The 14,247-nt window shown below is 59.8% G+C and carries 13 protein-coding genes; 6 read left to right on the plus strand and 7 right to left on the minus strand.

Translation table 11 applies throughout. The features are described 5' to 3' along the window. The 3 genes from DWX39_RS01375 to DWX39_RS01385 all read right to left on the minus strand — a co-directional run. Positions 1 to 719: hypothetical protein (locus DWX39_RS01375; RefSeq protein ID WP_117758249.1), on the minus strand; the 719-nt coding region annotated here is incomplete at its 3' end. Between the two features lie 152 nt (positions 720 to 871). Next, complete coding sequence (locus DWX39_RS01380) at positions 872 to 1,201, minus strand: hypothetical protein (protein WP_117758250.1); 330 nt, start codon at positions 1,199 to 1,201, stop codon at positions 872 to 874. Then, positions 1,192 to 1,761: an MFS transporter gene (locus DWX39_RS01385; RefSeq protein WP_117758251.1), complete on the minus strand. Its 570-nt coding sequence runs from the start codon at positions 1,759 to 1,761 to the stop codon at positions 1,192 to 1,194. The genes DWX39_RS01380 and DWX39_RS01385 overlap by 10 nt, the downstream gene beginning before the upstream one ends. Positions 1,762 to 2,031: 270 nt before the next feature. Here DWX39_RS01385 and DWX39_RS01390 point away from each other — a divergent pair, with 270 nt between their 5' ends. Beyond that, a complete protein-coding gene (locus DWX39_RS01390; protein WP_117758252.1) occupies positions 2,032 to 2,442 on the plus strand; it encodes a peptide deformylase in 411 nt (136 codons plus the stop codon). 199 nt (positions 2,443 to 2,641) lie between these two features. On the opposite strand, the gene DWX39_RS01395 is transcribed toward DWX39_RS01390, so the two are convergent. Next, positions 2,642 to 4,123, minus strand: a complete 1,482-nt coding sequence (locus DWX39_RS01395; protein WP_117758301.1) for an aminotransferase class I/II-fold pyridoxal phosphate-dependent enzyme — start codon at positions 4,121 to 4,123, stop codon at positions 2,642 to 2,644. A 202-nt stretch (positions 4,124 to 4,325) separates the two neighbouring features. Then, a complete protein-coding gene (locus DWX39_RS01400; RefSeq protein ID WP_233508842.1) occupies positions 4,326 to 5,183 on the minus strand; it encodes a LysR family transcriptional regulator in 858 nt (285 codons plus the stop codon). 118 nt (positions 5,184 to 5,301) lie between these two features. Here DWX39_RS01400 and DWX39_RS01405 point away from each other — a divergent pair, with 118 nt between their 5' ends. After that, complete coding sequence (locus tag DWX39_RS01405) at positions 5,302 to 6,213, plus strand: DMT family transporter (protein WP_117758254.1); 912 nt, start codon at positions 5,302 to 5,304, stop codon at positions 6,211 to 6,213. Positions 6,214 to 6,315: 102 nt separating this feature from the next. On the opposite strand, the gene bsh is transcribed toward DWX39_RS01405, so the two are convergent. Next, positions 6,316 to 7,281 carry a choloylglycine hydrolase gene (gene bsh, locus DWX39_RS01410; RefSeq protein ID WP_117758255.1) on the minus strand — a complete coding sequence of 322 codons (966 nt, stop codon included), beginning with the start codon at positions 7,279 to 7,281 and terminating at the stop codon, positions 6,316 to 6,318. Positions 7,282 to 7,412: 131 nt separating this feature from the next. Beyond that, complete coding sequence (locus DWX39_RS01415; protein WP_117563534.1) at positions 7,413 to 7,832, minus strand: peptide deformylase; 420 nt, start codon at positions 7,830 to 7,832, stop codon at positions 7,413 to 7,415. A gap of 193 nt (positions 7,833 to 8,025) precedes the next feature. On the opposite strand from DWX39_RS01415, the gene DWX39_RS01420 reads away from it, so the two are divergent. From DWX39_RS01420 to DWX39_RS01435, 4 genes are all read left to right on the plus strand, one after another. Next, on the plus strand, positions 8,026 to 9,339 hold the full coding sequence (locus DWX39_RS01420) for an NCS2 family permease (protein WP_117582871.1): 1,314 nt from the start codon (positions 8,026 to 8,028) through the stop codon (positions 9,337 to 9,339). A gap of 207 nt (positions 9,340 to 9,546) precedes the next feature. Continuing rightward, a complete protein-coding gene (locus DWX39_RS01425) occupies positions 9,547 to 11,331 on the plus strand; it encodes a hypothetical protein (RefSeq protein ID WP_117758256.1) in 1,785 nt (594 codons plus the stop codon). 271 nt (positions 11,332 to 11,602) lie between these two features. After that, the gene (locus DWX39_RS01430) at positions 11,603 to 13,357 is read left to right on the plus strand and encodes a hypothetical protein (RefSeq protein WP_158561601.1); all 1,755 of its coding nucleotides are present in this window, start codon (positions 11,603 to 11,605) and stop codon (positions 13,355 to 13,357) included. Between the two features lie 207 nt (positions 13,358 to 13,564). Continuing rightward, complete coding sequence (locus DWX39_RS01435; protein ID WP_117655640.1) at positions 13,565 to 14,230, plus strand: alpha/beta hydrolase; 666 nt, start codon at positions 13,565 to 13,567, stop codon at positions 14,228 to 14,230. Positions 14,231 to 14,247: the final 17 nt, after the last annotated feature.

Here is a 14,247-nt window from a genome sequence, read left to right on the forward strand (position 1 = left end):
CCACGATCGCCACCGCGACCGCCACGGTCACCGCCGCGGCCACCGCGATCGCCAAAGCCACCGCGGCCACCACGGTCGCCGCCACGGCCACCGCGATCGTCACGGCCACCGCGAGGACCGCGGTCCTCGTCCAGGCCCATGGCGACGAGCGGAGCGATAACCTTATCGAGAGCGGCCATCAACTCGGTGGCCTCCTCGTAAGAAAGCTCGGGCAGGAGCTTCTCCTTCTTGTTGGCAAGCTCGACCAGGCCCTCGGCGGCATCCTCGGCAGCGAAGACGACGATCTTGCGCATATCGCCCTCGGCGTCGTCGATGCGGCCGACCAGATCGGCAGCCTCGGCCTCGGCCATCAGGCCATCGAGCTCACGAAGGCGCATGCCCAGCAGGTCGGACATCTCCTTCTGCTCCATCTTGGGCTTGAGGTCAAGAAGCTTGATGGCGCGCTCGATGTTCGCCATGCGCTCAGCCTTGGCCTCCTCCTCCTTGGAAATAGCAAAGCGACGGCTGCGCAGCAGGCGGGCGGCCTTCTGCATCTTGTCCATCAGCTCTTCGTCATCGTAATCAGCGGCGGCCTCGACAACCTCGGCCTCCTCCTCGGCGGAAACCTCGTCAGCAGCCTCAACCTCGGCAGCTTCGGTCTCCACGGTCTCGACTGCCTCGACCTCGGCAGCCATGGTCTCGTTCTCGGTCTCGTTCATGATCTCTTCGTTCTCAGACATGAGACTCCTTCTTGGCCCTCTCGGGCATCATCGCCCCATTCGCGGGGCCCGTCGCGCACTCTTTGCGCTTTATACATTCATGCCTCTCGGCAAAACGTCCATTAGTTTATGGTGTCGCCATCCAATCTAGCTGCAGAATCTATGTGCACACATTAATGCGACATGTGCGACTCGCGGCGAGCGTACACCAGCGACACCGCGAACCCGACAACGGCAATCACGGCCGCTACGCGCACGGCGGCTGCAAATCCAATCGCCTGGGCAACGTCCGCCGCAACGCCAGTGGCGCCGGCAACCGCCGAAGAACTCGAGAGCAGGCCGATAAACAGGGACGGGCCAAACGACGCGGCAATCATGTTCCACGTGTTGAGCAATGCCGTTCCGTGAGGATGCTCAGCGGCGGGCGACGTCTCCAGGCCGGCCGTCTGCGAGGGGCTCAGCACCAAACCGACACCGGCATACACCACAACAGTCAGCGCCACGACAATACCAATTCAAGCTTAGTGTTCGAGCGCTCTCCAACATTTCGAACGAGCTTTGCTGCCGCCGCGGCGACCACGACACCGCCCACCAGCGGCACTACGAACACCGCCCTCCAGCCAAACAACGTGCACATAAGACCGCTGATCACGGGTCCAAACGCCGGCCCTAGCGTAATGCAGGCACCGCCCAGACTCAGGTACAGACCGAGCTTCTCACGCGGGGCGCAAGACAGCACCACGTTCATCATGAGCGGAAACAAGATGCCCGATCCCGCAGCCTGCAAAATGCGACTTGGCAGCAAGACGGTAAACGTTGGGGCGACCAAGCACAGGACTTCTCCGGCGACCAGGCATCCACATGCGAAAAACAGCAGCTTACGCGTCGAAAAACAACCAGACAGAAAGGCCATGATGGCCGTAAAGATCGACGTCACGATCATGTAGCCCGAAACAAGCCACTGCGCCGTGGTGGCACTCACCGAAAAGGCCGCCATAATGTCGTGCAGCGCCACGTTAATGATGTTCTCGTTAAACGCGGCAACAAAGGCTGCGATATACATAACGATGAGAAACGCCGAAGTGCCCGATGGCGTTGCCCTAACTTGTTGCTGAGATTTGCTCCCCTTGCATTTCCTTCCTCTTGGAACGACAGTCGTATCGCCCCAGAGGAACAGTCCAGGGCGAGGATGAGCCCTAGACTTACGCCAGACGCCGCACGCGACGAGTTTGGCAACATGGTCCAACGTCGAAAGATTGTAACGCAGACGCACAGCTTTCCTTCCGCGCTATTATCAAAAGTCCACGAAAGCATGAGACATGAGGAGCCCGCCATGATTAAGCCCATCATGAAATCCGAGTTCTTTTTGCGCCTGCCCTCCGAAGACGCAGGGCCCGATGATGCCGCGACCGGGCAGGACCTCCTGGATACGCTCCTCGAGCATGAGCACGAGTGCGTTGGCCTCGCCGCCAACATGATCGGCGTGCGCAAACGCATCATCTGCGTAAAGGACGGCAACAGGGCGCTGCTGATGTACAACCCTCAAATTCTTGAGCAGGTCAATGCCTATCAGACGAGCGAAGGATGCCTCTCGTTGATCGGCGAGCGCCCCTGTACCCGCTACCGTCGCATTAAGGTGGAGTATTTGGACGAGAACTTCGTCCACCGCATCAAGAACTTCTCGGGCTACACCGCCGAGATCATCCAACACGAAATCGACCACTGTTGCGGAATCGTTGTATAGTTCCGCCGTTCTACCGAACGGCGGACCGCTTGACGCTGCGCGAGCCGCATTCACACCAATCTGACGTTCAGCTTCAAGGGCGCGACCAAAAGGTCAGCGCCCTTTCGCTTCACGTCACCTTGGCGCAAATGCGGCTCGCTCGCTGTCGTTTGCCTATCCTGCGACGCTTCAGTTCTCGCGGCGGCACATATCTAATCCCCTACGACTGGCGATAGTGATCGAAGAAGTCAGCCAAGTCTTCGAGGGACTCCTTGAGCACTTCCATGCGCGGCAGGTACACGATGCGGAAGTGGTCGGGCTCGGCCCAGTTAAAGCCGCCGCCGCGGGTGATCAGGATCTTCTTCTCGTGTAGCAGGTCAAGGGCAAACTGCTCGTCATCGGTGATGTTGAATTTCTTGACATCCATCTTGGGGAAGATATAGAACGCCGCACGCGGCTTGACCACCGAGATGCCGTCAATCTTGTTGAGCGCCTCATACACAAAGTTGCGCTGCTCGTAGACACGGCCGCCGGGACGGATGTAGTCGTTGACGGACTGGTGTCCACCGAGTGCCGTCTGGACGATTGACTGAGCCGGCACGTTGGAGCACAGGCGCATGTTCGAGAGCATGTTGATGCCCATAATAAAGTCGCTCATGCAGCGCTGGTTGCCCGAAAGCACCATCCAGCCAATACGATAGCCCGCAATCATGTGCGACTTGGAAAGGCCGCTAAAGGTGACGCAGGGCAGGTCGGGAGCGAGCGAGGCAATCGAGACGTGCTCGTAGCCGTCCATGCACAGGCGGTCGTAGATCTCATCAGCAAAGATCATCAGCTGATGCCTGCGTGCAACCTCGACGATACCCTCGAGCACCTCGCGCGGATAGACGGAACCCGTGGGGTTGTTGGGGTTGATAATGACGAGGGCCTTGGTCGCGCTCGTGATCTTGGACTCCATATCCTCCAGATCGGGATACCAATCCGCTTGCTCATCACACAGATAGTGAACGGGATGACCGCCGGCAAGGGTTGCGCACGCCGTCCAGAGCGGATAGTCGGGGCTGGGGATCAGAATCTCGTCGCCATTGTCGAGCAGTGCGTTCATCGAAAGCTGAATGAGTTCGGACACGCCGTTGCCCGTGTAGATGTGCTCCATCTGAACATTGGGCAGGCCCTTGATCTGCGAGTACTGCATGATCGCCTTGCGCGCGGAGAACAGTCCGCGCGAGTTGGAATAGCCTTCGCAGTCGGGCAGCTGCTGGCGCATATCCTTAATGACCTCATCGGGCGTGCGAAAACCAAAGGGCGCAGGGTTGCCGATGTTGAGCTTGAGGATGCGCTCGCCTTCGTCCTCCATACGGGCGGCTTCATCGACGACGGGGCCGCGGACGTCGTAGAGGACGTTGTCGAGTTTGGTGGATTTAGAAAAAGTACGCATGGGGACGCTCCTTGCAATTTGGGCTGAGGGATTGAGTTCGGGCTTGGAAACGTTGCGGGGCGATGATGTCTCGCCTTGATCGGCGTCACCGGCGAGCAGCCAGGTAACATCGACCTCCAAAATACGGGCGAGCAGCTCTGCCACATCACGCCGCGGGATCGTCTTGCCGCTCACATATTGGCTCATCTGACTCTTGCCGAGTTTTTTGCCGAGCATCTCCGATGCGCGGATCACGTCCGACTGGCGAACGTCGCGATCGGACATAGCCTGTCGCAGGCGATCGCTAAACGTCTCTTGGGCCACAGGAACCTCCTTGCTGGCAAAGTTCAATTTATAGAACACGAATTGAACCAAGGTTCAATTTAGCAAGCAGTATAGCGCCGTGCTCTTTCGAAAAGTTCAATTTCAATAATAAAGCGAACCACACCTCGAGATTTATCCCAAAGCGACAACGGTATGCGCTCGCCTAGAGATATTCGAGAAAACGAGCGGCGGCAAGCGAAACGTCGGCCGTTCGATATATGGCGTTAATCTGCCGATGGGGACGTCCCTCGAGCGGACGAATGGCGACATTGAACTGGCAGCGCCGCGAGATGAGCGCCGGAAGGATGCTCACGCCCAAGCCGTCCTCGACCATGGCCATAATCGCATAGTCATCCCAGGTCGACAGTTTTGAGCGCACCGTCAGCCCCGCCCGACGGAACAGCGGCGTAATCTCGTCATCGGTGCCGCGTTCCAGCAGAATAAACTGCTCGTTGGCCAAGTCGGCAAGCGAGACGGCCCCCTCACTAGCAAGCAGAGAGTCTGTCGGCACCACCGCCATCAACTCGTCGCGCACCAGAGATCGCGATGTCATGCCATTTTCTCGGGACTCATGCGGGATAAAGCCCAGATCGCAGCGGCCCTGCGCCACCCATTGTTCAATCTCTGAATAGTCGCCCATCAGTAACTCGTAATCGACGTCTGGATAATCGGCGCGAAAACGCGCGATCACCGGCGGCAGCACGTGGGTCGCCACGCTCGAAAACGTACCGATGCAGATTTTGCCACGCATGAGCCCACGCATCTCATCCACACGCCGCTGCAAGCGAATGAATTCCTCGCAGAGCGCCTCGACAGCCGGCATGACCTGCCGCCCGTCGGCAGAAAGCGTCACGCCCTCGCGGCTGCGGTCGAGCACCTTAAAGCCCCAGTCGGCCTCGAGGTCGGCCACCATGCGGCTCACGCCCGATTGCGAATAGCTCAGGCGCTCTGCAGCACGCGTAAAGCTGCCGGCACGCACCGTCTCGAGCAGCACTTGCATCTTTTGGATATTGGTCTCCACGGTACACCCCCACCCTTGCATGAGTTTTTGTCATGTTTTCCATGCATTATATTCGCTTTTCTTCTAAAGCCAGTTCACCCATAGTGAACATGTTCGGATATATAGGGGATGTCAGCGCATGAACAACGGACTGTTTACGTACTTAGCAGCATTGCTATTGTTTGGCTCCAATGGCATCATCGCCGCTGCCATCGCGCTGCCGAGCTCCGATATCGTGCTCCTGCGCACGTTTTTGGGCGCTCTCACCCTTGCCGCCATCCTCTTCATAACCAAGCGCCATAACCTGCAGGCTCCGTCTCGCCCCCGTGAGGCCGCAGCGCTCATCGTCTCGGGCGCCGCGCTGGGCGCCAGCTGGATTTTCCTGTTCCGCGCCTATCAGACGATCGGTGTTGGCATCTCCTCGCTGTTGTATTACTGCGGCCCCATCATCGTTATGGCCCTCTCCCCGCTCATTTTTGGCGAAAAGCTGACCGGCGGCAAAATCGCCGGGTTTATCGCCGTTGCCTGCGGCGCCTTTCTCATTGCGGCACAAGGTCTAGGCGGCAATATGCCCATTGCGGGTATCGCTTGCGGCATCGCCTCGGCCTTCTGCTACGCGTTGATGGTCATCGCTAGCAAGGGTGCGCCACACGTCGAAGGCCTCGAAAACTCCGCGCTCCAGGTGAGCGCCGCCTTTATGACCGCGCTGGTCCTTACGCTCCTCACGCAGGGCGCCCCCTCGTTCCTCTCCCCCAGCATTGCCGCCGGCATCGATTGGCGCGCCGTCGCCATGCTCGGCGTCGTCAACACCGGCATCGGCTGCCTGCTCTACTTTAGTGCTGTCGCCAAGCTGCCCGTGCAGACCGTCGCGGTTGTCGGCTACCTCGAGCCGCTTTCGGCAGTCGTGTTCTCCGCCGTCCTTTTGGGCGAGACCATGACGCCAATCCGCCTCATGGGCGCCGCGCTCATCATCGGCGGCGCGGTCTTTTGCGAACTCGCCGGCAAACGCGCAAGCACCAAGGCCGGTATCGCCCAGGCAGCACGCGCTTAAGGGACATTTTCTCGGGGCGCATGCGGGATAAAGCCCAGGTCGCAGCGCCCCTGCACCTCACAGGAGATGCAGGGGCGCTTTGCACTGCAGTAAAGCTATGGGCTACGAACGACGCAGCTCGGGAACCACGAGCCTATCGGGGCTCGCGCCCTCGGCATCCATCAGGCTCACGTAACGAATCGACGGATCCCCATACATCGCGTAGTAATAATTGCCCGTGCGCGCGCTAAAGCATCCGGTATAGATAGTCTTCTCGAACTTGCCATCGCCCATCCTGGACGCCCCCTCAATCATCACCACGCCCTCGAGCGAGCGGAACATGCGAACGACGTTTTCGGTCTCGCTCTCCTTTTGCGGGTAATTGGCATTGAGGTACGCCGCCTTTACAAAACGGCTCGGCGAATAGCAATCGCCCGGAATGCCGCGCATGCCGGCACCGGCTCCATAGGGCTTAAGCTCGGCGCCACGCCATGTCGCCGTCTGCGGAAAATCGCTTGTGGCGGTGATATAGGTGCGCAGGTTTTCCATGTGCCACGGGAAGGTCGGCTGGTTGGCAAGGGTGTCGACCGGATCGTCGTATACATGCAGGCCGTCAGCCATCATCTCGACCACGATGCTGCGCTGGCTGTCGCCGATAATCCAATGGAGCAGCGACACGCCCAGCCCCTCTCCGGCAGATTTGGCGACAATCACCGTGTCGCGCAGCGCGGCCTCGACCTCATCGACCGTCGAGAACGTCGCTGCCACCCACAGGGGAAACTCATAGGCCGCGATATTGTTCTTGCCGTCGACAGGGCCCTCGGCATACTCGGCATAGCCGGGAAAGTTGAGCCCCGCCACAGCCAGACCCGCATCGTTACCACAGTCGAAAAACATGGGATAGTTCTTGTAATCGATGCACATGCCGATTACCGCGTGTGCCGCCGACGCATCGTCGATAAACGAATACGGAATGTGGAACCCGCGCGGCATCACGCGAACCTGTTGGCCGTAGTCAAAGCTCCAGTCGAGGTTGCGGCCCAGATACATGTGGCCAGAATTATCGGTAAATCGAATGCTCGTGCACATAGCGCCTCCTAGCTTTACGGTCCTGCTAAGGTTATTGTCACCAAACAAAAAGGCGCTAAACACAAAAGCCCGGACATGACAACAATGTCACGCCCGGACCAAAAGAGACGAAGTGCGGTGCTTTGGTCCCCTTAGACCAACTTTCCAAGACAGTGGTCGATCATATGCTGGACCATCTGCGCCTCGAAGCCCACAAAGTCCTGCTTGCGCTCGCGCATCTTGCCATCGACGATCTGGTCAAAGGCAACCTTGCACTTGATATAGCGCGTGGACTTGGTGACCTCCTCGTGCGTCAGGCAGCTCTCCTCCATCTTGCTGGCGCCCAGGCCAAACACCAGACGGGGGTTGTAGAGCACGTGGGGCTCGCCGGCGTCGTCCAGGTAGACGCAGACCTTCTTGGTAACGCCGATCTGGTTGGCGGCCAAGCAGCCGGCATCATCGAGCGACTTGATGGTATCGATCAGGTCCTGAGCAACCGACTCGTCCTCGACGGTCGCAACCTCGCAACGCTGGGACAGGATAGCCTCGTCGTGGCAAAGCTCTTTAATCATACGTTCCTCCATAGGGGTCGTTGTAACCGCTTAAGTATACGGTACCCACACATTTTCATGCGATAAATACCGTCCGTCTGTTACAAAGCGCCGAACATCAACATGCGAGGAACAGCAAGGTTGTAAAGGCGATATAGTAAATGAGTTCGTGTCAATCGGCCTAAACTCGGGGCCGAACAAGGAAAGGGTATGCATGGACGAACTTTTTCACGTCAGTGAGCGCAAGTCCACAATCGGGACCGAACTTCGCGCTGGACTGACAACATTCCTGGCGATGGCCTACATCATCGCCGTCAACCCCGCAGTGCTCTCGGGCGCTGGCATTGATGCGGGAGCGCTCGCCTGCGCCACCTGCCTGGGCGCCGGCATCATGACCATCTGCATGGGCATCTTCGCAAACCGCCCGCTCGCCTGCGCTTCAGGCCTGGGCATCAACGCCATGATCGCGGGCATCACCACCACCATGTGCGGCGGTGACTGGCACGTCGCCATGAGCGTTATCTTCCTCGAGGGTATCGTCATCTTGCTGCTCGTCCTTTGCGGCCTGCGCGAGGCCATCATGGACGCCATCCCCGTGGTCCTGCGCCACGCCATCTCGGTGGGTCTGGGCCTGTTTATCGCCATGATCGGCCTGTGCGACGCCGGCATTATCACCGCTGGCGCCGGCACACTCGTCGGTCTGGGCGACATCACCTCCCCCACCTTTATCGTCGGCATCATCTCCATCGTCGTGACGGTTGCCCTGGCCTCCCGCAACGTGCCGGGCTCGCTGCTCATCGGTATCATCGTCGCCGTTATCGCCGGCATCCCGCTGGGCGTCACCCACGCCCCCGAGGGCCTCATCGCCCCGCTCGATTTCTCGACCTTCGGCGCCCCGTTTGCCAGCACCGCCGACGGCAACATGGCTATCGTGAAGGTTCTGACCGACCCGATGCTGCTCGTCGTGGCCTTCTCGCTGCTCATGAGCGACTTCTTCGACACCATGGGCACCGCGATGGCCGTCGCCAAGCAGGGCGAGTTCCTGACCGAGGACGGCAATGTCGAGGACATCCGCCCCATCCTGGTTGTTGACTCCGTGGCCGCCGCTGCCGGTGGCTTTATGGGCGTCTCCTCCATCACCACCTTCGTCGAGTCCACTTCCGGCGCCGCCGACGGTGGTCGCACGGGCCTCACCTCCGTCACCACCGGCGTGCTGTTCATTCTCGCCGCGTTCTTCTCCCCCATCGTCACCATCGTTTCCAGTGCCGCCACCTGCGGTGCCCTGGTCTATGTCGGCTACCTCATGATGAGCGAGGCCTCCGAGATCGACTGGTCCGACGTGTCGCAGGGCTTCCCGGCGTTCATGATTGTCGCCGGCGTGCCCTTCACCTACTCCATCTCCGCCGGCATTGGCCTGGGCTTTATCGCCTACGTGATCGTCGCGCTCTTTAAGGGCGAGGCCTCCAAGATCAAGCCGCTCATGTGGATTGCAGCCCTCGCCTTCCTCGTCTACTTCTTTGTAGCGTAAGGGCAAGATTCACAATACCAAACACCAAAGCGCGGAGTCGCATCGAGCGGCTCCGCGCTTTGCTTTTAAAGCCAGGCACCGCGCGGGCGCGCGATGTATTGCTTCCCAAGTTTTGGACATTTTGCCCTCCAAACGGCACTACCGACGGCTACATCCTGCAGATATGCTGGATATAACCGCATAGGCCCTATGAGGATGGGAGTAACCATGGCCGCCTTGTTCACGACCCCCAAGCGCAATGACAAAACCTCAGGAGCCCATTTTGTCGAGCCCGACGTGCACCGTCGCGCACTGCTCGCGCACGGCAGCTGGCGCCGCGTGACGCGCCGCATCGTTGCGGGCGCCGTGTGCGCGCTCACGGTGAGCTCGCTGCTCATGCCGAGCATCTCGCTCGCGGCCGAGTGGATTGATGTTGGCGGCACCCAGTACAACGCCGGCACTGCGGCGGGCGACGGCGCCGGCACCTGGAGCTGGGACGGCGCCGACGACATGAAGCTCATCAACTATAACGGCGGTGAGATCAAGGCTGCAGGCAAGCTCAACATTGTCTATGAGGGCAAGAACACCGTGAAAACCGAGCCTGATTACACCGGAGCCGCCATCAAGGCGCAGGACGGCACTAGCCAGAAAGCAGAGTTGAACATAACGAGCTCGAATAGCACGGATGAGCTCAATGTGACAGCCGAGGCCGATGCAATTAAATCAACAGGCGACCTCTCCATTTCTGGCCCAGGCACTGTGAACACCACAAGCACTGCTTCCGACGGAATTGAGGCAAAGGGCGATCTCTCTATCACGGGCTCGGGCACCGTGAATGCAACGGGCGGTACCGAAGGCATCCAATCCAAGGGCAAGACCACCATCGATTCCTCTGGCACAGTGATCGCTAAAGGAGGCGAAGGTTACGGCGTCGCCGCGGGCAGTGACCTGATCATCAAAGGCGGTGGCAAGGTAGAAGCAAGCTCGATAGAAGAAGCGGCGATTTGGGCTGACGGCAACATCGACATCTCGGGCGGCAGCCAGGTCAAGGCAAGCTCCCAGGGAGATCTTGCCGTCGACGCTGAGGGTAGTCTCGCGGTCACGAACGCCTCCCTTGACGCAAGCGGTGTTGAATATGGTGTCTATGCCTACAAGGGCGTTACGCTCGATCATGCGACCGTGACGGTCCGCACAAGCGCGAGCGGCGGCCAGGCCATCGCCCTCATCACTGATGGGGACGACATCGTCATCAAGAATGGTTCCATCGTGGACGCGTTCGCAGAAGGCAAATTCTCGGTTGCAATCTCTACCAGAAACCACCAGCCAAACGTCGCTGGCGGCCACATCTACATCAGCGACTCCGTTGTTAAGGCTATGGCCCGCTATGTCGAGACCGGTGGCGATGGCCCCGATCACTACAGCAACGACCAAAGCGGCGAGGTCATCCCTGAGCCTAGGGGTCTGAACATCGGTATCTTCGCCCAGACCTACGAGGGCATCACGCCCGCGAGTATCTCGATCGTCCGCAGCAAGCTCACGGCCGAGGGAGACACGGCGGCAATCTTCGCTCTTGCCATAAGCGAGGATGGCAAGGCGATCGGCACCATCGAGATCGAAGGCGCTCCCATCCAGGCGCCCGCAGGCGGCAAGATCATTAACTATCGCAACAAGGAAGAACTCAGCGGCGGCATCCTCTGCGAGGCGGGTCAAACCATCGGCACGGGCGACGACGTGATCGACTCTCCCTATGACGCCGCTGTCGCCAAGAGCACGCTCACCGTACCTCCCGAGAAGATCAAACCCGAGGAAAAGTCCGGCGAGACCAAGCCCGAGGGTTCCAAGCCCGAGGGCGCAAAGACGACCAAGACCGTTGCAGTTGCAGCCACGGGAGCCAAGATCGCCGGCAAACTCGCAGCAACCGGCGACACCTCGAGCGCGGCCATCATAGCGACCGCCCTTGCAGGAACGGCCACCATCGTCACAGGCGCCCTGGCGAGTCGCAAACGCTCGTAAACACTTTTTCGCACAGGACGGGTGCATCGCGGCCCTTGCCTTCCTCGTCTACTTCTTCGTAGCGTAAGGGCAAGGCTACAAAAGCTGAACAATAAAGCGCGGAGTCGCCATGCGGCCCCGCGCTTTTCTTTTAGCGCCGGTCCCTGCACCGGCGTGCGGCCTATTTCTCCCCCATTTTGGCCATTTTGCCCTCCATACGGCACTACCGCCGGCAACATCCAGCAGATACGCTGAATCTAGTCGTATAGGCCCTATGAGAACGGGAGCAACCATGGCAGCCTTGTTCACGACCCCCAAACGCAATGACACTACCGCCGGAACCCATGTTGCCGAACCCGACGTTCGCCGTCGCATAGGACTCGCGCACGGCAGCTGGCGCCGCGTGACGCGCCGCATCGTCGTGGGAGCCGTATGCGCGCTCACGGTAAGCTCGCTGCTCATGCCGAGCGTCTCGCTCGCAGCGGAATGGGTCAAGGTCGGCGGCAACAAGTACAACACCGCGGCGAGCGACGAGGCCGGTACCTGGTCGTGGGACGGCGCCGACGACTTGAAGCTCAGCAACTATAACGGCGGCGAGATCCAGGCCGCAGGCAAGCTCAACGTGAATTACTCGGGAACCAACATCGTCACTGCCGAATGGATCGAAAGCATCAACGTTTCTCATGGCACTAACGAGAATGCCGAGCTCAATATCCAAGGCGACGAGGGCGGCACGCTCAGCGTGACATCTACTGAGGACGCTATCCTCTCCACGGGTAATATCAAAATCGACGGAGCCGGATCCGTCAACGCCACGAGCACTGGGTTTGATGCCATCAATGCCGGGGGTGATCTCGCTATCAAAGGTTCGGGCAACGTCAACGCCACGGGCGCATCGGATGGCATCAGGGCAAACGGCAATATCACGATTGACGACAGCGGAGCCGTCACCGCCAGGGCTACCAAGGACAAGGGTATTGGAACCGACAAGAACCTCACCATAAAGGGTGGCGGGGCAGTCGAGGCAAGCTCAGCCGATGGTGAGGCCCTTTGGAGCGGCGGCAATATCAACATCTCGGACGGCAGCCAGGTCAAGGCAAGCTCCGAGAAAGACGCTGCCATCGAGGCCAAGGGCAGCCTCGCAGCCACAAACGCCTCCCTCAACGTAAACGGTGTTGAATATGGCGTCTATGCCCACAAGGGCATCACCCTCGATCATGCAAACGTGACGGTCCGTGCAAGTAAAGGCAGATACGGTGGCGCCATCGCCCTCTTCACCTACCAGGACGACATCGTCGTCAAGAACGGCTCCACCGTGGACGCGTTTGCGGAAGGCGAGGTTTCGGCTGCATTCTCCACCAGAAACGATCGACCCAACGAGAAGGGTGGCCACATCTACATCAGCGACTCCGTTGTCAAGGCCATAGCCCGCTATGTCGAGAACGGCGACGGCCCCATCCCCTACAGCGAAAACCAAGATGGCGAGACGAGGCGCGAACCCCAAGGCGAGAACATCGGCATCATCGCCCAGACCAGCGAGGGCGTCACACCCGCAGTCATCTCGATCATCCGCAGCAAGGTAACGGTCGAAGGAGATACAGCGGCAATCTTTGCCCGTGCCATGAGCGCTGACGGCAAGACAATCGGCACCATCAAGATTGAGAACGCCGCCATCCAGACGCCCGAAGGCGGCAAGGTCATTGACTATCGCAAGCTCCGTGACGGCATCTACGAAGCAGGCCAAGCCATCGGCACGGGCGACGCCACGGTCGACTCCCTCTATATCAAAGCAGTCGCCAAAAGCACGACCATCGCACCTCCCGAGGTAGCCAAGCCGGAAGACCCCAAGCCCGACGAGACCAAGCAGAACCCCAAGCCTGAGGGCTCAAAGCCGACCAAGGCCGTTGCGGCTTCAACCACGAAAGCCAAGACTACCGGCGTGCTCGCGGCGACCGGCGACACCTCGGGTGCGGCCATCGTGGCAACCGTCCTTGCGGGAACAGCCGCTATCGCCGCAGGCACCATGGCGAGCCGTAAGCGCTCTTAGACGCCTCTGCGCACATGGCAGCTCCCGCGAAGGCCCCGAGCCCCAGCACCGTTTAACAACGCCACCGCCGAGCTCCCCTCCGGCGGTGGCGTTTTCCATATGCGTCCGCAGGGGATGCACGAGATTGTCTTTGGTCTAGCCCAACCGGCATACGCTGGCGTGCGACAATTGGGGCTGCCGATATCACAACACTGAGAGAAGCCCGTCATGGAAGCGCATCAAAAGCAGATAACCGTTTATTCGAATCATACGGAAAGCGCGCCTGTCATCTACCTTCCTGTGGTCGTGGGCGACGGCAGCGAGGTTTATAAGTGTTGCCGAGAGCTCGACTGTCCGCCATTCGCCCTCGTCACCATTGGCGGGCTCGATTGGAATCGCGAGCTGAGCCCCTGGGCATGCGACGGGACCGTACGCGATGCCGAGCCTTTCGGCGGCCAAGCTGCCGGTTTTCTTGATGAGCTGCTGAATCAGATAATCCCCCAGGTCGAGTCATCGCTTCCTCAGCCGCCCACCTGGCGTGGCATTGCCGGTTACTCGCTCGCGGGCCTCTTCGCACTCTGGTCCCTCTGGCAAACCGACGCATTTGACCGCGCCGCGAGCGCATCGGGGTCGCTATGGTTTCCCGACTTTGTCGATCGCGCCAGCACGGCGCCATTTGCCGGCAGCCCGCAGGCTGTCTATCTGTCGCTCGGTAAAAAGGAGACCAAGACTCCCAACCGCATGATGCGGCACGTACTCGACGATACGCGCGCAATGGAAAAGCTGCTCGGCGAACGTGGTATTCCCACGACGCTGGAGCTCAACCCCGGCAATCACTTTTCCCAGACCGACTTGCGCATGGCCCGCGGCATCCACTGGATACTGACGCATTAAAAATGGTGCCCACGCGC

Source organism: Collinsella sp. AF19-1LB, assembly GCF_003459655.1.
In the GTDB taxonomy this organism is placed as follows: domain Bacteria; phylum Actinomycetota; class Coriobacteriia; order Coriobacteriales; family Coriobacteriaceae; genus Collinsella.